Here is a 19,912-nt window from a genome sequence, read left to right on the forward strand (position 1 = left end):
GGTCAACGATTTTTATCCCCTTAGACAGATGCCTGACTTTCGGCTTGCTGAGCGGCGACCATGTTGGCGTAAAAGCCATCTTGATCAACTAACTCACAGTGACTCCCTTTCTCAATGATTTCTCCGTGCTCGAGCACAAGAATCTGATCAGCCGCCCGGATGGTATTTAGACGGTGGGCGATGACAAAGCTTGTTCTATTCTTCATCAGCTTTCCAAGGGCATCATTAATTTTCATTTCCGTAACGGTATCAATGCTGCTCGTGGCTTCATCTAAAATTAATAAGGCCGGGTCGGCAAGCATCGCACGAGCGATAGAAAGAAGCTGGCGCTGGCCATGACTTACTCCTTTTCCATCTGAATCAAGCACAGTATCATAACCGTCACGCAATTGGGAAATAAAGTCATGTGCATGTGCCTCCCTTGCCGCTTTTTCTACCTCTTCGTCCGAAGCCTCCAGACGGCCATACCTTATATTTTCACGTATCGTTGTATGGAACATGGTGGAATCCTGCAACACCACTCCCATTTGACTGCGCAGACTGTCTCTTGTAATCGTCTTAATATCTTTTCCATCAACTAAGATCGCCCCCCCATCTGTTTCATAAAAGCGGGAGAGCAGCGATATGATGGTTGTTTTCCCCGCACCGGTCGGACCGACTAAAGCCACCGTCTGTCCTCTTGAAGCACGGAAGCTTATGTTTGATAGTGTATCCTCATCTTCGTCATAAGAAAAATAGACCGAGCGGAACTCAATGTCTCCATGAATCGATTGAATAGCAGACGCTTTTTCTTCGTCCTTCTTCTCTTCGGATTCGTCAATAATCTGAAAGACGCGCTCTGCACCTGCGACGGCGGATAGAATCATATTATACTGGTTGGCGAGGTCGTTGAGCGGTCTTGTGAATTGGCGTGAATACGTCGTAAACGTCACAATGATGCCGATCGAGATACTTCCATTTAAAGCAAGCAGTCCGCCAGCACCTACTATGATCGCGAAACTGACATTGTTCAACATATTCATCAGCTTAGGGATAAAGCCAGAGTACGTTTGCGCCCAGTAGCCAGAGGCCTTTAAAGCTTCATTTTTTGCTTCGAAATCTTTGATTACTCTATCTTCACGGGAGAACATAGAAATAATCATTTGTCCCGAAAACATTTCTTCAACGTATCCGTTAACTTCTCCAAGGTGCTTTTGCTGCTCTTTGAAGTAACGGCCTGTGCGTTTTGTAATCCACTTCATGCCAAAATACATGACGGGAACGATCGTCAGCGTCATCAAAGTTAGGACAGGACTTAAGATCAGCATAATGATAACCGTCCCTAATATCGTAAGTATGCTAGTTACAAACTGGATGATAGCCGTGTTTAATGTGCGACTGACATTTTCCATGTCGTTTGTCAGCCGGCTCATCAATTCCCCTTGCTGCTTTTTCTGAAAAAATAAAAGAGGCAGACGCTGCAAGTGGGAAAATAGATGATTCCGCATACGATAAACTGTATTTTGCGATATACCGATCATTAAGTAGTTTTGCAGCCATAAGAACGCTGAATGTAAAACATACACACCAAGCAGAAGGCTGAGCATAACAAGAAGCGTGTTCGTGGCAGGTTCATCTATGACTCGGTCTACAGCTACCCCCAGTAAATACGGTCCTAATAAAGATAAACCGGAACTCACTAAAATAATGGCTAGGATGACATTAAACAGCTTCTTTTCAGTTGTCATATAACTCCAGATTCGCTTAAGAGTAGCTTTCATATCATCTACTTTCGGGGGTTTCGTGCCTATCCCATGATGGCGGTTAATCGGAGCACGGTTCGGCTTTTGTTTGTCCACCATTACATAACGACCTCCTGCTGAGATTGATACACTTCCCGGTAATAAGCGCTCGACTCAAGCAGCTCTTCGTGGTCACCTTCTGCGATGATTTCGCCTCGCTCCAGCAATAAAATTTTATGAGCAGCTTTTAGTGAGCTGATTTTCTGAGCAACCATGAATATCGTGCAATTTTGCTGCTTTAACGTTCTAAGCAGACGCGCTTCTGTATGAGCATCCAGTGCGCTGGTACTGTCATCTAATATAAGGATTTTGGGTTTCCTCACCAGTGCTCTTGCAATCGAAAGTCTCTGCTTCTGCCCTCCGGAGAAGGACACCCCTCTTTGACCTATCCGGCTATCATACCCATTTGGAAGAGTACTTATAAAAGAATGGATTTCAGCACTCTCAGCCGCTCTCATAATTTCTTCATCTGTTGCATTCTCTTTTCCCCATGCGATATTTTCTTTTACAGTACCAGAGAATAAATGAACCTCCTGGGGAACCAGACTGATTTGCCGGCGGATCGCACGCACGTCCAATCCTTCGATTTCCTGCTCATCCAACAAGATGGTGCCGCTGTCTTTTTCAAACAGCCTTGGGATGAGATGAAGAAGTGATGTTTTCCCCGATCCGGTCTCACCAAGGATCCCAATCATCTCCCCTGATTGGGCACTAAAGCTGATGTCCGTTAACGTTTCTGCTTCGCCTCTTGAAAAGGTAACCCCTTCAAACTTTATATTCCCTTTCAATAGAGTATCCCTTCCCCCTTGTCGGTTAAAATCAGGTGTTTTTTCATTCAAAACGTCACTGACCCGATTCGCTGAGGCATTCCCACGGGAAAAAACCATGATCAAAAAAGAAAAAATAGAAAAAGTGAACATGATCCTTGTAGCATAGTTGATAATCGCAACGACTTCACCAGGCTGGGCTGTCCCTAAATTCAGCTGTACAGCCCCGAACCAAAGCAGAATCAGAATAATGACGTTCATGCCGAGCATGACAACAGGCATAGCAAGCTCCATCAGCCAAAGTGCACGTTTATTTTTGTCCATTAATGAGTGATTGACTTCATGGAACCTTTCTTCCTCATATTCTCCACGATTGAATCCCTTCACGAGCCGGATACCGGTCAAATTCTCCCGGATCACGGTGTTCACTCCATCCAGCTTTGTCTGTACTCGCTTAAATAACTTAATTCCTTTTAACAACACCCAGAATAAAAATGCGCCTAACACCGGGACAGCGATAAGAAGAATAAAGGCAAGCTGAACATTGACAGTAAATGCCATGACGAGGGCGAATATAATAAATAGAGGCGCGCGCAGGGCGATGCGCATAAGCATCAGCACAAGGTTCTGGATTTGAATCACGTCATTCGTCATGCGCGTCACAAGATTGGGCGTTGAATAAGATTGAAAGTTTTCATTGGAAAACGACTGGACTTTTTTAAACAGGTCGCGCCGAAGATCATATCCAACCCCCTGACTTACATTAGCGGCAAAAAAGGAATTGGTAATGCCGGCTGCAAAAGCTAATAAAGACAGGCCAACGAGCACCCCTCCCCATGTGGCAACGACCGTATAATCTTCCTGCATGATTCCATCATCGATGATCCGAGCCATTAGTAAAGGCTGGACAAGCTCTACCACTAATTCTATTAGCATCAACAATATGGCGATGACGGCTGAGACTTTATATGTAACGGCATAAGCGAATATTTTCTTCATAGCAGGTCCTCCGCATACGTGAAAAGTTCCTATCATTATACAGGATAAGGAAGTGATTTAGTACTATTTAGAACTTGAGGCTAGTCCGGTATTCAGGGCCGGTGATAAGAAAAAACACGGACTTGTTATTAGGAAGTCCGTGTTTTTGAACGATTATTTTTTATCAGCCGGGTAACTGATTCCCATCTGTCTACGGGCACCTCGTATAATTTGCGATGTGATGAGAGAATTTTCAAGTGAATTGACCTCAGATTGCTTGTGGCCTTTTTGAAGCAGATCTATAAATTCCTTTATTTCATAATACATAGGAGGATATTCATCGGGTACACTCAAATTTTCTGTCGACCCGTCGTTGTATTGAATATAAACATCTCGCGGTTCTGAAATATTAGGAATGACAATGGTCCCTTCTTCTCCTTGTATTTCTGAAGGATTATAAGAATGGCTTATTTTTGAATGCATGACGACCGCTTCCATATCCTCATATTTCATGAGAAGGCTTCCCTCCCCGTCGACTCCTGATTCTAACGCCATGCCGCTCGCTTGAACTTTCTCCGGACTGCCGAACAATACTACCATTGGATAAATTCCATATACCCCTAAGTCCATTAAAGAACCGTTGGAAAACTCAGGATTGAATGCATTTAGTACAGTGCCTTCTCGATAGGCATCATACCTCGAGGAATATTTACAGAAGTTCCCCACATACCTGCGAACCTTGCCAATTTTATGAAGGTTTTCTTTAATCGATAGAAACTCGGGCATAAGCGTTGATTTTACAGCTTCCATAAGAAGAACATTATGTTCTTTAGCCGCCTCTATCATACGTGCAGCTTCATGCTCGTTGGAAGCTAATGGTTTTTCACATAAGACATGTTTCCCATGCTTCATTGCTGCAATGGCGTGTTCAAAATGAAAAGAATTAGGACTTGCTATATAAATAGCATCCACTTCTTTACTTTTGACTAGGTCCTCAACCTTTGTATAAGTTGTAGGAATATTATGTTTCTCCGCAAATTCGTCCGCTCGTTCCTGAGTTCTGGAATAGACAGCTTGAAGCTTAAATTCTTCAAGGTGCTGTCCTGCTTCTATCATAAGATTTGTAATGAAATTAGTGCCGATTATACCGAAACGTATCATATGTATATCTCCTTATTATAAAAGATTTATTTTTATTATAACAGGATGGACAAGCCTGAGGAGCCTTAAGATGCCAGAAAATGATCCGGCATCATCACTCCTCCATTTTATTTAATCCTATTTCAGCAAGTGTAAATTGTCCTTCAGCCGTCGGGTGGACATCTCCTTTAATTATATATTCCGGATGTCCTTTAAAGGCCTGGTAAGCATCGACTAATTCTACATTTGTGAAGTGACTCAACAATTCTACAAGCGAGTTGTATTGGATGTTTATATAGTGAAGAGGCTGCTCTAAGGAAGCCCCTTTTTCAGGATATGGATTATAAATGTTATATACGAGTATTTCTGCATCCGTCAATTTATCAATCTCCATGACCGTGGAATAGACATTAAACAGAAGGTTTCGCACCACAAGCGCAACCTCTTCCATATCAATCCCTTGTAAATTTTTGTGATCTTTTAAAATTTTTAATAAATCATTACCGCCAATATAAAGAACGATATAATCGCTATTCTTGATTGTTTCTCTAAACAGATCATTTCCACGGGCTGCCTGCAGCAGTTCCTCTGACGTCAGTCCCGGAATACCCAAATTCGTCACTTCTAAATTTTTTTCTTCTCCCATCATAAAAGGAAATGCTCCTCCTGATGGATATTTATTTTCTTTAGTCAAATTGTATCCATATGGAATGGAATCTCCTATAGCTGTCATTTGTCGGTTTTGTTCACTGTAAGTGGAAGAAGGAAAATATACATTTATGAGCAGCAAGCAGCATAGTAAAACCATTATTCTTTTCAATGGAAGACCTCCCTTTCCACATTACTTATCCGTTTTCTTCTTAGCATTCCAGATTGTTAAGGAATTCAATCGAAGTTAATTCTTCCATTTTAAAAACAAGACGCCTAAATTGCTTTATACTTTGAAAAGATATTCCATTAAAACAGCTCGATAAATTTTAAACCGAGCCATTCAAAAAGTTAAACTTATTTTTTTACTAACGCTCCCTTTAGTGGAAGACTCAGTTTCAAGATGTTAGAGCTGCTTCCGTTATGATTGACAGCGTTTGAAGGTCCGGGAAATCACTCGCTTTCCATGGGCGTACGGTGAGCTTCCTCGGGCTAGCGCCCTCCGGGATCTCACCATATACTGTTCTCCCATAGGAGTCTCGCAATTTCCCGGCCCTTCTTGCTTTTGTGAGGATAACGGAAACATCATATGCGCTGCTTCACATAATCAATAACGTCTTTGAATATAACCAGTGAGACTTTTGTATGCAAAGGAGTTTGATATTACCTTAAAGTGCAGAGGATCTTAGAACTAAAAATGCTATACCTAGATCACTGGAGTTTGATGCTCCTATTATTATTATCAAAGTCTTTTTCAAATCATTTCGAGAAGCACATCTTTAGTGAGGGGCGGCGGGGAATGGGGAGACTCCTGTGGGAAGAGAGTGCTTGGTGAGATCCCGCAGGACGGGACGTCCGAGGAAGCTCACTGCGCTCCCACGGAAAGCGAGTCATTCCCCGCCGCCCTGATCCACTAACTAAATGAATTGAAATCAAATCTTCAACAATCCTTCCAGTTTGTTTAACAATTATGTAGAAAATTCCACCTCGAAAAGCTTATGAAAAATATGCGAAACAAAAAATGCCTAACAAATTAATATACAATTTGAAAGGCATTTCAGACTATATTTTCTACGTTTGCGATAAGAAGCAAAACGTTACACTACGACGCGTTTATTTACCAATAAACATCTGCGTCCAATAATTCCCATCGTCATCAAACCCGACACCGATTTCTGTCATGTTTTCATTCATAATATTTTTACGGTGCCCTTCACTGTTCAACCAGCCTTCTACGACTTCTTCTGGACTGCGTTGACCAGATGCTATGTTTTCAGCAGCTGTTCTGAAATCTACACCGTTTTCCTGAAGCATTTGTGACGGACTGCCATGTTCAGGTGAAGTGTGGGAGAAATAGTTGTTTTCTGCCATATCTTCTGATTTCTCTTGAGCTACCCTGGTTACTTCTTTACTGAACTTTAACGGCTCAAGCCCTTGTTCCTCACGTGCCTCATTTGTTAATTGAACAACTTGTTCATGGATGTCTCCGTGAACTTCATCTACATCTTTTTCATCGGGCTGAGCAGTTAAATCACCCTGCTCTCCCATTCTATCTTCGGGTACCATTGGATATGTGCCCTGATATGGATGACGCAATTCGTTTCCGTTTAAATCATTAATTCTTCGGTCTTCTTCTTGCCCTTGTCCTCCATATGTTACTTGGTTATAGTCATAGGCATCATCGGCTGCCCCATTATCATTCGCCCCTCCACATGCTGCAAGTGTGGTCGTAAGTAACAGCGCAGATGTGGTCATTAGAAATTTTTTCATTTCATTGTGCCTCCTCATGATTTTCCTCTCCTTTACTATTTGCATGAGGGTTGAAATTATCCTGAACAGAAGACACAAAAAAACCGCTAAAATTTAGCGGTTTTTCCTTTTCATTTCCTATCTCTTCATAATAAATTTTCCTGAAGTCTAAAGGAGACAACTTTAGGCTCTGTCATAGCTTCTATAGCATATTTAATACCTTCCCGGCCAATCCCGGATCCTTTAGTCCCTCCAAAAGGCATGGCATCAATTCGATAATCACTGCTGTCATTAATCATGATGCCTCCTACGTTCATATGTTTGATGGCGTAAAAGGCATGATTGATATGACTAGTGAATATTCCTGCCTGAAGTCCATAATTGACATTATTTGAACGTTCTACCGCTTCGTATAATGAATCGACAGGGTAAATAAGAACTACAGGTCCGAAAATTTCTTCTTTCGCTATTTTAGCTGTTTCCGGTACGTCAGTCAGAACAGTTGGGGTGAAAAATGCCCCTTCTCGTACACCCCCAAACTGAAGCACTGCACCTTGCTCTACAGCTTCATTTACCCAACTCTCTACTCGCATCGCTTCTTTTTCATTGATCAACGGTCCCATATCCGTCAATTCATCCATCTTATCTCCGACATTCAGCTCTGCCGTACGATTGACGAAAGTATCAACAAACTTGGTGTATACGCTGTCCTGCACGTAGATTCTCTGCACACCGATGCAATTTTGTCCGACCGCTGAAAAAGATCCAGAGACAGTCGCTTGCACCGCATCACTTAAATCTGCATCCTCTAAAACAATGACGGGAGAATTAGAGCCAAGCTCCATGCTTAATTTTTTCGTCCCTGCCTTTTGAGTTATTTTCTCTCCAGCCTCGGACCCGCCTGTAAAGGAAATCATTTGGACGGAGGGATGGGTAACGAGCGTATCTCCTACTTCCCTGCCTGAGCCTGTTATAACTGAAAGGAAACCTTCAGGAAGACCAGCTTTTACAAAGGCTTCCGCCAGTTTCAAAGCACTGAGTGGAGTGACAGAAGCTGGCTTTAATACAATTGCATTGCCCGAAGCGATGGCTGGACCAATTTTGTGTGCGACCATATTCAACGGATCATTAAATGGGGTGATCGCACCAATGACCCCAACCGGAAAACGGTAATAGTAACCTACCCTATTTTCACTACCTTCGTTTTGATCGAAGTTGATCGTTTCGCCATTAATGCGTCTCGCTTCTTCAGCACTGATTTGAATTGTTTGGGCCGCCCGCTTCACTTCGCCTCTAGCCTCGTTAATCGTTTTACTTCCTTCACTGGCAATCACTACCGCAAACTCTTCAGCATGCTCCCTCATGTAATTCGCTACTTTATTTAAAATTGCAATTCGTTCATGAGTCGGCCACACTTGTGTTGTACGGTAAGCACGATCCGCCATTTCTATCGCTTCCAGCATTTGTTCTCTTGTAGCTAAAGGGACCCTTGCAATGGGCTCATTGCTTTGAGGGTTCACTACTTCAAAGGTTTCTTTACCGGCTACCCATTTACCGCCAATCAGCATGTTCATCGCTTTTACCTTTGTATGCATCATAACCACCACCCATTAAATTTTGGCTAGCTTCTTCTTTTTCTGATAATGAATCAGGTCAATTAACAAGGAAAATCCAGTTTCTTTCAACCCTGCTCCTGCGCCCGTCAGTAAAATAGGACCAGATAAATCACATTCGTACAAAATGGCATTCGTCGCACCTGAAACACTGGCTAATGGATCATTGGATTCGATGCATTCAGGCTTGACTGAAGCCCTGACTTTACCATTTTCCTGCTTAATGCTCGCCAGCAGTTTCCAACGCTTTCCTTCTTTGAGAGCGGATTGGACCTGGTTGAGAGTTATACGGGAAATTCCTTCACATTCCACATCAGTATGAGCAATGGGGATGCCCATAATATAATTGGAAAGAATAGCCGCTTTGTAACGAGCATCATATCCTTCTACATCGCTTGTGGGATCTGCTTCTGCATACCCTAATTGCTGGGCTTTCTGTAATGCCTCTTCATAGGACTGACCTTTTTCCATTTCTGTTAAAATGTAATTTGTCGTCCCATTCAAAATTCCTCTGATTTCTGTGATGGTGTTGCCGGCTAGCGTTTCCATAGGCATTCTCAGGGCGGGAGTTCCGCTCATTACCGTTCCTTCAAAGCCAAAATATACATCATTCTGATCAGCCATCTCAGCGAGTTCCCGGTAAGCCAAGGCGACCGGTCCTTTATTTGTCGTCACCACGCTTTTCCCATGTTTGAAAGCGGTTCGGCAATGGGTAATCGCTGGTTCTCCTGTTTTCACATCCGTAAACGTCACTTCTACGATGACGTCGGCATTACTTTGAGTTATCGTATCAATACTGCTTAACCCCTTAGTAACTGAAGCTCCCCCATCGTAAGCCTCCAAGCTTCCTTTTTCCCTGACACATGCGATTAGTTCTTTCACGTCAAGCCCGTCTGGGTGATAGACAGATCCCTTCATCATGTCTGCAACTGCAACAATTTTTGCGTCCAAGCCGTATTGCTTCTGTAAAGATTGTTCACGCTCCAACAATATTTCTGCGAGTGCCTGCCCTACACCGCCGAATCCTATAAACGCGATATTGGTTGTCATAATCGCCCTCCTTCACTTTCCAACAGACTCTCAACACTTTTCAATAAAATCGTCACCCCGTCTACCATCGAATGCTCATCGATATCAAATCGCGGATGATGCAACCCGCGTTCCTCTTCCAGTCCGCACCCGAGGAAAAACATAGATCCCGGAATTTCCCTCGTAATGTAACTGAAATCTTCGCTCCCCATGCCAAAAGGTTTTTCAATAATAGTCATTGATTCAGCTGCTTCTCTTAAAACCTGATTTATAGCCAAATTATTATAAAGTGCTGGTTCTCCCCGTTGAATCATTAATTCGTACTCTCCGCCCATCGGTTTAACAATCTCTGCCGCACGCCTCACTTCTTCAACTAATTGATCGCGAACACGTTCTTCATATGAACGGATGGTCCCCTTTATTTCCACTTTATCAGGTATGATGTTATGGGCTTCTCCTCCTGCAATCTGCCCTATACTAAGCGCGCCAACCTGTAATGGATCAAGCTTTCTTCCACTTAGGCTGTACAACGTCTGAAGTACGAAGGTCGACATCCAAAGCGGATCATTCGTATGCTGCGGGTATCCTCCATGACCCCCGCGTCCTTTAATGATAAGATGAAATTCATCGTTATTCGCCATGCTCGGACCATCGTGCAGCTGAACGGTTCCTCTTCGCTGCCACGGACACATGTGGAGCGCGAGAACTGCGCTCAAATCATCGATACATCCCGATTTGAGCACTTTAACAGCTCCGCTTTCTCCTTGTTCATCACAGCTTTCTTCTGCCGGTTGAAAAATCAATTTAATCGTACCTCTCCACGATTGATCTTTCACTTTTTCAGAGAGTAGTCGTGCAGCCCCTAACAAGATAGCGATGTGCGCATCATGGCCACACGCATGCATCACTCCCGGCACAGAAGAAGCATATTCCACATCCGCTTGTTCCAGGATAGGCAGCGCATCCATATCCGCTCTAAGACCGATCACAGGTCCATCACCTGTCGTAAGCGTGGCGATGACCCCATAGCCTCCGACATTCGTTTCAATTTTAAATACCCCAAAGCTTTTTAACACTTCAATGATTTTTTCACTCGTCTGTTTCTCCTGGAAGCTTAGTTCAGGATGTTTATGAAAATAACGTCTCCATTCCTGAAGCTGTGGGAATATATCATGAGCTGTGATGTTTTTTTTCGTTCGCAATGGGATCACCTCGTGTCAGCTTTGCAGCACCATATTCTCAGGAAGCGCATGAAAGGCCTGCTCTAAGTCGTGCTTTAAGTCTTCTATATCCTCTATGCCTGCAGAATAGCGAATCAACCCTTCCGGAATGCCCATAGCGGCTCGTTCTGCCGGTGTACATTCCACATGGCTCGTCGTCCTCGCTGGTCCGACAATGGTTTCTACACTGCCGAGGTTTGCTGCCCGGTTAGCATATTTAAGCTTAGGCAATAAGTGCCGTACCGTATCGACTCCGCCTTTTACAGAGAAGCTCAGCATACCTCCGAATCCCTTCATCTGTGCTTTAGCGATATCATGACCTGGATGACTTTCAAGACCCGGGTAGTAAACTCCTTCTACCATATCGAACTGATTCAAATACTCAGCAATCTCTTTAGCATTTTTATTTTGTTTTTCAACTCGCAGGTGTAATGTCTTCATTCCGCGTAAAAGCAGATAAGCTGCCATTGGATCTAATGTCGCTCCATTGATTTCACGGTAGTGATACACTTTTTCCACCAATTCTTTGCTGCCACAGACAGCTCCCCCTAAAGCATCGGCGTGACCGCCCAGGAATTTCGTAGCACTATGAATGACTAGATCAACTCCGAGCTCGATAGGATTTTGGTTAACTGGAGTGGCGAACGTGTTGTCAACTACTACAGTAGCTCCCACAGCTTTACCGGCTTGAGCCATTCTTTTAATATCCGTTATTTTAACCGTCGGGTTCGTCGGACTTTCTAAATAAAGTACTTTACAGCCTTTAGCAATTTCTTGCTCGATGGCTTCATGGTCCCCTGTATCACAAAGCATTACATCGATGTTTTGCTGGGGAAGGAATTCTGTAAAGATTTTGTTAGTGCCCCCATACGTATCTTTAATGGAGACAATACGATCTCCAGGGCGCAGGAGCGTACCAAGCGTATTGCTGATGGCGGCCATTCCTGTTGAAAAACTTGTAGCTGCTTCAGCTCCCTCAAGAATACGGATCTTTTCTTCAAAAGCTTCCACCGTCGGATTCGTGTTTCGTCCGTAAATGTGACCCTTCTTATTTCCGATGGCCACTTCATACCAATCGTCCATATCGTCATATCCGAATGAAACACTGTGTACAACAGGAACTTGAGTAGCCCCAAACGCTAATTGATCTTTTTCCCCAGCCCAAATGGATTTTGTCGCAAATTTAGCTTCTCTCATGATCATCGTCCTCCTATTTTCTCCATTAATTGATTAACATATCTTGCAATAGCCGTATCTTGCACACCAGTTCCTGTTAAATCACAGACGGTAATTTGTTGGTTATTCGCTCGTCCGTTTTTTTTCCAGCTCGTTATTTCCCCTAACTCTAATGCAGAATCCCTGATTTCTTGATTTGTACAAGATCTAAGCTCCCCGAGCCTCAAGGATTGTTCTTTGACATCACAGACAAACAAATCAGCCTGCTCCAGTACAGCAGCTTCCAGCTCCTGCTTATGCTCGGCATCAGAGCCCATTGCCGTAATATGAAGACCTTCATGCAGCCATTCAGATTTGATGATCGGTTCAGTCGAAGGAGTGGTTGTGATCACAATGTCACTGCTCCTCACAACTTCTTCGATAGAGTTCTTTATTTCTACTTTCAGGCCGAGGCGGTTTTCGATATCTCGCTGGTAGGTGGATGATTTTTCAGCCGATCTTCCATAGACATACACCACCTCGATCGAGCGTACATTCACAAGTGCTTCCAGCTGATAACGAGCCTGTGAACCTGTACCAATAATACCGACGGTTCTGCTGTTTTCACGACTTAAAGCCCGAGCAGCAACGGCGCCTGCCGCTGCTGTTCTCAAGTCTGTCAGCAGGCCATTATCCGCAAAAATTGTTTTAGGTTCTCCCGTAATGGAACTCAGCAGGATCATCATCCCGTTAGCGCTCGGAAGCCCTAAATCTGGATTGTTAAAAAATCCGGAAGACAATTTAATAGCGAAACTGTCTTTTCCTTCGATATAAGCTGATTTAATATCGACTTCTCCATTGTGTTCTGGAACGTCAATGCGCATAATCGGCGGCATCGTTACATTCCTGGTAGTTAAATCGGAGAAAGCCGTTTCTATTTCATGAATGACGTGAGTATCGAGACGAATGACACGCTCAATTTCCTCTCTCTCGTATAAACGTATCTCCCCCACCTCCTAGCTGATTTGATCTCCACTGTTCAGAAAAATAGAAGACTCCTGTTTAACTATTAATTCCTGAGGATAATTAGAGAATCGCTCACACCCTGACTCAGTGACACGGAACGTTTCACTAATTTCAATCCCGTCATAATCGAACCAAAGAGCAGGAATGAGGTGGAAAGTCATATTTTTCTGCAGTACAGTTTCATCGCCTTTTCGAATGCTTGCCGTATGCTCTCCCCAATCCGGCGGATAGTTAAGACCTACGGAATATCCGAGTCTCGACTCTTTTTCAAAGCCGTGCTGCTTAATACTCTTTGCCCAAACAGACTCAAGATCACCGCACGTCACTCCTGGCTTCGCAGCTTGAAGAACATTTTGTATGCCTTCTAAAACTACTGGTGCTAAATGTTCAAGTTTCTTAGATGGATTTCCAATAGATACCGTTCGAGCTAAAGGTACATGGTATCGTTTATAACAGCCGGCTAATTCCACAATCACCGGACTTCCATCTACAAAAGGACGGTCTGACCAGGTCAAATGCGGGATTGAGGTATGATCTCCTGTCGGAAGAAGCGGCACAATTGCAGGGTACTCACCGCCAAAATCTGACGTACCTTTGATCAACTGATGATAGATTTCTGCTGCGGTATCACATTCCCTTCGCCCTGCCCCGATACTGTCAACACCTCTTGCCATGGCTAAATCTGCAATAGTAGCAGCACGTTTCATATATTCAATTTCCTGGTCTGATTTAATCATCCGTACGTGATTTACAAGTAAAGAGGAATCCTCGAACTGAGCATTAGGAAGCCCCTTTTTCAATCGTTCCAATGCCATCCCCGTAAAATAATAATGATCCATTTCCACTCCAATCCGTCGGTTCGCTTGACCGATTTGAGTAAGAATCTCTGAAATGAAATCCATTGGGTGATGGGTCCGTGAATGCACATAATAATCAGGGTAAGCAATTACATTTTCCTCATAGATCCAAGTTGTCGCTCGAGCACCATTCGCATCTTGAAGTCGTCCAATCCATATCGGCTGCGGCTCATCGATGACGATGACCAGCATTTGATGAACGTAAAAGGACCAAGCATCGTATCCGGATAAATAGTTCATGTTCGCTGGATCCGTAATGAGCAGGACTTCAATTCCTTTTTCTGCCATTCTTTCTTTCGTGCCTTGAAGCCTTTGGTGATATTCTAGAATATCAAATGGAAGCAACAAGATTATCCCTCCCCTGTTATCTGAATATTTTAACTTCTATACTCTCATTGTATTCATTGCAATTTTTTAATGTAATGTATAAATTGTATGAAGTTTTATAGTTTATTTTTATACAAAAATTTTTTAGACAGAGCTCGACGTTATGAAATAATATTTGCACTATATAGGAACGCTCGGTAAAGTAACGGTATACTAATAGAAATGAGGGTACATAGATGGAAAGAGTTCAAATTGCTGAAGATCTATCATTTTCAAGAATCGTTCATGGATTATGGAGGTTGAATGAATGGGAGTATTCGAAAGAAGATACGCTGTCATTAATTGAACATAACTTGAGCCATGGCATTACTACATTCGATCATGCTGATATCTATGGAAGCTATACGTGCGAAGGGTTATTCGGTAATGCTTTAGAGCTGAAACCATCACTTCGTAAACAAATGGAAATCGTAACGAAATGCGGCATTGTTTTACCTTCAGAAAATCGTCCGGAACATCGTAGTCATCATTACAATACGAGCAAAGAACACATCTTAAAATCTGTCGAGACGTCTTTGCATAATTTAAAAACAGATTATATCGATTTATTGCTGATTCATCGCCCAGACCCATTTATGGATCCAAAACAAGTCTCCGAAGCATTTATAGAGCTTAAACAGCAGGGAAAAGTCCGTCATTTTGGAGTATCGAATTTTAAAGACCACCAGTGGGATTTACTTCAATCTCATTTGCCTTTCTCTCTCGTAACCAACCAAATTGAACTTTCAGCCTACCACTTGGAGAATTTCGAAGATGGGACGTTGAACCGCTGCCAGCAGCACGGGATCCCGCCAATGGCCTGGTCTCCTCTAGCAGGCGGAAAAGTATTCAATGAGGAAAATGATAAATCCGTTCGACTAAGAGATACTCTCCATCAAATAAAAGAACAAACTGGCGCCCGTTCCATCGATCAAATCATGTATGCCTGGCTCCTCCAACACCCCGCAAAGATTATGCCAATCGTTGGCTCCGGGAAAAAAGAGCGGATTGATCTAGCTGTAAAATCGCTGGAACTTTCTTTGAATCACGACCAATGGTTTGAAATTCTGCAAAGCTCGATGGGGCATGATGTACCTTAATTTGCTAAGAGTTGAGATGAACAAGGTTCTAAAAAGACCTAGATCATCTGAATAAAAGGATCTCAGTGCCTGACTGAGATCCTTTTTTTACGTTGCCTTGCGCAGTTTGTATGCTTATAATTGAAAATGGATTTCAATTAAAATAATGAAGGAGCGCTCTACCTTGCTAGCTCGATTTTTTTCATATTACAAGCCATATAAATGGCTTTTCATATTAGATTTCGGCTGTGCCATACTGGTCGGACTATTGGAGCTCGCTTTTCCATTAGCCGTCAATCAAGTCATTGACCGGCTTCTCCCTCAGGAAAATTGGACGATTATCTTATGGGCTTGTGTCGGACTTTTGCTCATATATTTAATTAATACCGGCTTCCACTATATTGTTACATACTGGGGACATATGCTCGGCATAAACATCGAAACAGATATGCGCCGAAAGCTTTTTCAACATATGCAGAAGCTTTCTTTCGGTTATTATGACAATAATAAAACAGGCCATTCTATTTCACGGCTTACAAAAGACCTGGAGGAAATCGGAGAAGTGGCCCACCACGGACCGGAAGACATTTTTGTTGCCATCATGACTTTAGTCGGATCATTCATTCTTATGCTGACCATCAACTGGAAATTAGCTGTTCTTTCCTTTATCGTTATCCCTCTTCTAATCGTTTTAGCTATTCATTTCAACAAAAAAATGACAGGGACCTTCCGCAAAATGTTTGGCGATGTAGCAGAAATCAACTCACGAGTCGAAGACAGCATCGGCGGCATCCGTGTCGTCCAGGCTTTCGCTAACGAAAAGCACGAACAGGAAAAGTTTGCAGTGAACAATGACCGTTATCGTAATACAAAGCTATCCTCCTACAAAATCATGGCCCAGAATATAACTGCAAACTATGTATTGATGAGGCTCGTCACTTTGTTCACGTTATTATTCGGGACGTGGTTTGTCATTACAGGAGAGCTCACGAACGGGGAGTTTGTGGCATTCATCTTATTGTCCAACATCTTAATTGGACCCATACAAAAAATCAATGCCGTCATTGAAAGCTATCCTAAAGGCATTGCAGGGTTCAAACGCTACACCGAGGTCATCGATACAGAACCTGACATCCAGGATGCGCCACATGCTAGAGACATTGATTTAAACGGCGATATCCGATATGACAACGTCACATTCGGTTATGAAGGATTGGACCATGTCTTACAGGACATTAGTCTGAATATCCATTCGGGAGAAACAGTCGCTTTTGTCGGTCCCTCCGGTGCCGGAAAAACGACACTCTGCAGTCTGCTTCCACGCTTTTATGAAATAGAATCTGGACAAATCACTGTAGACGGAGTCGACATCCAGGATATGAAGCTCGACTCTTTAAGAAGCCAAATCGGCATCGTCCAGCAGGATGTTTTTCTATTTTCAGGAACCATTCGTGAGAATATCGCATACGGAAACCTTAAAGCTACAGACGAAGAAGTAATGGAAGCTTCCCGTAAAGCAAGACTTGCCGAATTCGTCCGGACCCAACCTCAAGGACTGGACACCATTATTGGTGAACGGGGCGTGAAGCTTTCCGGAGGTCAGAAGCAGCGCCTTGCGATTGCCCGGATGTTCTTGAAAAATCCTCCGATCCTGATTTTAGATGAAGCTACGTCTGCGCTGGATACAGAAACTGAAGTGGCTATTCAAAAGTCTCTAGCCGAGCTGACAAAAGGCAGAACGACCCTTGTGATCGCTCACCGGCTGGCTACCATCAAAAATGCGGACCGGATCATGGTCGTTACGAAGGAAGGCATTGCTGAACAAGGCAGCCATAAAGAACTACTTGATTCTAAAGGAATATACAGCCGTCTTCACCAGGCGCAGTTCGGATAAAAGCATGGATAATGGTTAAGAAAGAGACTGAGGGACCCCGTTCCTAATCCGGTGAAACAGCTTTTAACATTGCTTCATAAATAACGCTCTTATCGTTATAATGTAAGCGGCCAAGCTTAACATAAAAACGATAAGAGCGATTATTTTATGATTATATTTTCAACTGCTTAATTTTCTCCAAACATGAAATCCCTATGATGATAAGAAACCGAAAACGCAAGGCCTATTGCAAGTAGAAAAGCAAGCAACGAGCTGCCCCCATAGCTAATATACGGCAGGGGAATCCCTGTAATCGGCAGAAGTTGAATCGACATCCCTATGTTTTGAAAAACGTGGAACGCAATCATACAAATCAGCCCCACAATGACATACGTACTGAACTTATGGTTGGCTCTGGAAGCTATCGTCGTCAGCCGGTAAATAAAAAGAAAGAAAGCGAGCAGCACAACACAACTCCCAATAAAACCATATTCCTCACCGATGATACTGAAAATGAAATCAGAATGACTTTCCGGTAAGTAAACTTCTCTTTCCCCTAATCCCTTGCCATACATTTGTCCAGATCCAATCGCCCGCATTGCGCGGATTAATTGAAACCCTTCTGAAGAACTATACTGTTCGGGGTTGAGCCAGGAATAAATCCTTCCCAGCTGGTACTGCTTCACTCCTAAATATTGATCTAATATTTGAGGAAAACGGATCGCTAGCCAGATGATGAAGGTACCTGCCGCAGCCAACGTTCCGAATATTGGAAGGATTACACGCCACCTGATGCCTGATATAATGATCATTCCTCCCATAATAGCTATGAACACTAACCCGGTTCCTAAATCAGGCTGCTGCATGATCAAGGCTAATGGAGCTAACGTCAGACCAACAATTTTACCCAGCAAAAGAAAATCACTTTTTAAATCTTTTACTCTAATCCTCTCGTGATGATTCGTCACCACATTCGCTAAAATGAGAATCGTAAATACCTTCATGAACTCTGATGGCTGAATAGACCCTAAACCCGGTAATACAAACCAGCTTTTCTGACCTTTAATAACTGGTGCAATCGTAGATGGAGCAATGACAAGCGCCAGCAATGCAATAAGCCCCGCTAAGTATAAAGGCCAGCTGATTTTCTTATAAAAATCCGGTTCAAAATACAGCATGACCCCGATAATTCCTCCGCCTACCACGTACCAGACAAGCTGTTTCATCATAAAATTCTCATTATATTGAGCACTTTGCTGAGCACTATACAGTGCCACACAACTGATAATCATAAATAAGATAAGAACAAAACCTAACTTCCAATCAAACCGTTCTTCAAACTTCACTTTAGATCTTCCCCTTTCAAAGGGACTTTCAACTACATCGGAATCCGACCCTAAACTATTATTATTTTACCACAGAAAGTTTATGAGTTGGCGCTTCCTTTATTTCCACAACTTATGAAAACCACCTACATTCTGGTAGTCACTATTAAACCATCATGTTACGATAAGAGGTACATATTTCCAATAGAAAGAGGTGAAGTCACGTTGTCCCTTACTGATTTTTTCGAAACGTTTTCTCAGGAAGCTCACCAATTATCGAGCAGCCTATATGGTCATTTGTCCACCCATATTGCCCACGACAAAGAATTGCTCGAGCTGTGTTCATATGCCCGCAAAGGTCAGCCTGCACCAAATTTACTGTTCGGCAGCGTTCAATTCCTTTTAAAAGGGTCAGCACACCCTTTAGCGAATTATTATTCCAATCTCACCGAAAACCCGCTGCCGCCTTCTGATGCTTTCAATCATTTCAAAGATTTCTGCCAACTTCACCAAAAGGATATCAAACAACTACTACAAAACAGACTAGTTCAAACTAATGAAGTGAGACGCTGCGCTTACCTATACCCTTGTTTTAATTATGTGTATGATACAATACGCAAGCCATTAGCTCTTATAGAGATCGGAACGAGTGCAGGTCTCCAGTTGTTGTGGGATAAATACAGCTATACTTACGAGAAAGACTTTACCTATGTCGGCGATGAAACGAATGTACATATTACTTCAAAGATAAAATCCTCAAAAAAACCAAATATCTCACAAAACCCACCACCTGTCAGTGATCGTTTCGGGTTGGATTTGCACATTAATAGTGTAGAAAAAGAAGAAGATCTCCAATGGCTGGAAGCATTGATTTGGCCTGAACATCACGCGCGACGTCAACTCTTCCATCAAGCTGCTGCTGCAGTGCAAGCTGCCCATCTTCACCTTATAGAGGGGGATGGCGTGGACCTCTTACTACAAGTTTCCGAACGCATTTCCAAAGACTCGATTGTATGCGTTTTTCATACACACGTGGCCAATCAGATGAACGACGCCACAAAACAAAACTTGCTGAATTCCATAGACCATATAGGACGAGAAAGAGATATTGCCCATTTATATAACAACATAGAGGATCAAAAGCTTCATCTGGATACAATTGTTGACGGAGAAAAATCCCGGACAATTGTCGGAGGTACCGACGGCCACGGCCGCTGGTTCACCTGGGAAATGAAAACATTGTGAAAAAGCCATCCTCGACATTAAGAAATTCTTATAATTTCCCTTTTTTTGAAACGATCCCCTT

Annotated in this window: 15 protein-coding genes; 3 read left to right on the forward strand and 12 right to left on the reverse strand. The window is 43.0% G+C overall.

What is annotated here, in order from left to right:
• Positions 1 to 20: 20 nt before the first annotated feature.
• From O2Q26_RS07785 to O2Q26_RS07835, 11 genes are all read right to left on the reverse strand, one after another.
• Positions 21 to 1,841 carry an ABC transporter ATP-binding protein gene (locus tag O2Q26_RS07785; protein WP_289215383.1) on the reverse strand — a complete coding sequence of 607 codons (1,821 nt, stop codon included), beginning with the start codon at positions 1,839 to 1,841 and terminating at the stop codon, positions 21 to 23.
• A complete protein-coding gene (locus tag O2Q26_RS07790; protein WP_289215384.1) occupies positions 1,841 to 3,547 on the reverse strand; it encodes an ABC transporter ATP-binding protein in 1,707 nt (568 codons plus the stop codon). Before O2Q26_RS07790 ends, O2Q26_RS07785 begins: the two co-directional genes overlap by 1 nt.
• A 153-nt stretch (positions 3,548 to 3,700) precedes the next feature.
• Complete coding sequence (locus O2Q26_RS07795) at positions 3,701 to 4,687, reverse strand: Gfo/Idh/MocA family protein (protein ID WP_289215385.1); 987 nt, start codon at positions 4,685 to 4,687, stop codon at positions 3,701 to 3,703.
• Between the two features lie 94 nt (positions 4,688 to 4,781).
• On the reverse strand, positions 4,782 to 5,486 hold the full coding sequence (locus O2Q26_RS07800) for an SGNH/GDSL hydrolase family protein (protein ID WP_289215386.1): 705 nt from the start codon (positions 5,484 to 5,486) through the stop codon (positions 4,782 to 4,784).
• A gap of 941 nt (positions 5,487 to 6,427) precedes the next feature.
• Positions 6,428 to 7,084, reverse strand: a complete 657-nt coding sequence (locus O2Q26_RS07805; protein ID WP_289215387.1) for a CAP domain-containing protein — start codon at positions 7,082 to 7,084, stop codon at positions 6,428 to 6,430.
• A gap of 125 nt (positions 7,085 to 7,209) precedes the next feature.
• Positions 7,210 to 8,658 (reverse strand): aldehyde dehydrogenase family protein, encoded by a 1,449-nt coding sequence (locus O2Q26_RS07810; RefSeq protein WP_289215388.1) that lies wholly within the window; start codon positions 8,656 to 8,658, stop codon positions 7,210 to 7,212.
• Between the two features lie 15 nt (positions 8,659 to 8,673).
• Entirely contained in the window at positions 8,674 to 9,726 is a 1,053-nt protein-coding gene (locus O2Q26_RS07815; RefSeq protein WP_289215389.1) for a homoserine dehydrogenase, read from the reverse strand.
• The gene (locus O2Q26_RS07820) at positions 9,723 to 10,907 is read right to left on the reverse strand and encodes a M20 metallopeptidase family protein (protein ID WP_289215390.1); all 1,185 of its coding nucleotides are present in this window, start codon (positions 10,905 to 10,907) and stop codon (positions 9,723 to 9,725) included. The genes O2Q26_RS07815 and O2Q26_RS07820 overlap by 4 nt, the downstream gene beginning before the upstream one ends.
• Positions 10,908 to 10,922: 15 nt before the next feature.
• Positions 10,923 to 12,122 carry a cystathionine gamma-synthase family protein gene (locus O2Q26_RS07825; RefSeq protein WP_253934906.1) on the reverse strand — a complete coding sequence of 400 codons (1,200 nt, stop codon included), beginning with the start codon at positions 12,120 to 12,122 and terminating at the stop codon, positions 10,923 to 10,925.
• Positions 12,123 to 12,124: 2 nt separating this feature from the next.
• The gene (locus tag O2Q26_RS07830; protein ID WP_352232225.1) at positions 12,125 to 13,093 is read right to left on the reverse strand and encodes a cyclodeaminase; all 969 of its coding nucleotides are present in this window, start codon (positions 13,091 to 13,093) and stop codon (positions 12,125 to 12,127) included.
• Positions 13,094 to 13,096: 3 nt separating this feature from the next.
• The gene (locus O2Q26_RS07835) at positions 13,097 to 14,311 is read right to left on the reverse strand and encodes a M24 family metallopeptidase (protein WP_289215391.1); all 1,215 of its coding nucleotides are present in this window, start codon (positions 14,309 to 14,311) and stop codon (positions 13,097 to 13,099) included.
• A 215-nt stretch (positions 14,312 to 14,526) separates the two neighbouring features.
• Between O2Q26_RS07835 and O2Q26_RS07840 the strand changes: the two genes are divergently transcribed.
• Complete coding sequence (locus O2Q26_RS07840; RefSeq protein WP_289215392.1) at positions 14,527 to 15,429, forward strand: aldo/keto reductase; 903 nt, start codon at positions 14,527 to 14,529, stop codon at positions 15,427 to 15,429.
• Positions 15,430 to 15,592: 163 nt separating this feature from the next.
• Positions 15,593 to 17,302, forward strand: coding sequence for an ABC transporter ATP-binding protein (locus O2Q26_RS07845; RefSeq protein WP_289215393.1), 1,710 nt, complete (start codon positions 15,593 to 15,595; stop codon positions 17,300 to 17,302).
• 167 nt (positions 17,303 to 17,469) lie between these two features.
• Here the strand turns inward: O2Q26_RS07845 and O2Q26_RS07850 are convergent, their stop codons facing one another.
• A complete protein-coding gene (locus O2Q26_RS07850; RefSeq protein WP_289215394.1) occupies positions 17,470 to 18,627 on the reverse strand; it encodes an FtsW/RodA/SpoVE family cell cycle protein in 1,158 nt (385 codons plus the stop codon).
• Between the two features lie 204 nt (positions 18,628 to 18,831).
• On the opposite strand from O2Q26_RS07850, the gene O2Q26_RS07855 reads away from it, so the two are divergent.
• Positions 18,832 to 19,851, forward strand: coding sequence for a DUF2332 domain-containing protein (locus O2Q26_RS07855; RefSeq protein ID WP_289215395.1), 1,020 nt, complete (start codon positions 18,832 to 18,834; stop codon positions 19,849 to 19,851).
• The last annotated feature ends 61 nt before the right edge of the window (positions 19,852 to 19,912 follow it).

It is taken from the genome of Halobacillus campisalis (assembly GCF_030345335.1).
GTDB lineage: Bacteria > Bacillota > Bacilli > Bacillales > Halobacillaceae > Halobacillus_A > Halobacillus_A campisalis.

What these genes read in the sequence shown, in the direction of transcription:
- O2Q26_RS07785 (WP_289215383.1), bottom strand. Translation starts at nt 1,841, where the DNA reads ATGGTGGACAAACAAAAGCCGAACCGTGCTCCGATTAACCGCCATCAT.
- O2Q26_RS07790 (WP_289215384.1), bottom strand. Translation starts at nt 3,547, where the DNA reads ATGAAGAAAATATTCGCTTATGCCGTTACATATAAAGTCTCAGCCGTC.
- O2Q26_RS07795 (WP_289215385.1), bottom strand. Translation starts at nt 4,687, where the DNA reads ATGATACGTTTCGGTATAATCGGCACTAATTTCATTACAAATCTTATG.
- O2Q26_RS07805 (WP_289215387.1), bottom strand. Translation starts at nt 7,084, where the DNA reads ATGAAAAAATTTCTAATGACCACATCTGCGCTGTTACTTACGACCACA.
- O2Q26_RS07810 (WP_289215388.1), bottom strand. Translation starts at nt 8,658, where the DNA reads ATGCATACAAAGGTAAAAGCGATGAACATGCTGATTGGCGGTAAATGG.
- O2Q26_RS07815 (WP_289215389.1), bottom strand. Translation starts at nt 9,726, where the DNA reads ATGACAACCAATATCGCGTTTATAGGATTCGGCGGTGTAGGGCAGGCA.
- O2Q26_RS07825 (WP_253934906.1), bottom strand. Translation starts at nt 12,122, where the DNA reads ATGAGAGAAGCTAAATTTGCGACAAAATCCATTTGGGCTGGGGAAAAA.
- O2Q26_RS07840 (WP_289215392.1), top strand. Translation starts at nt 14,527, where the DNA reads ATGGAAAGAGTTCAAATTGCTGAAGATCTATCATTTTCAAGAATCGTT.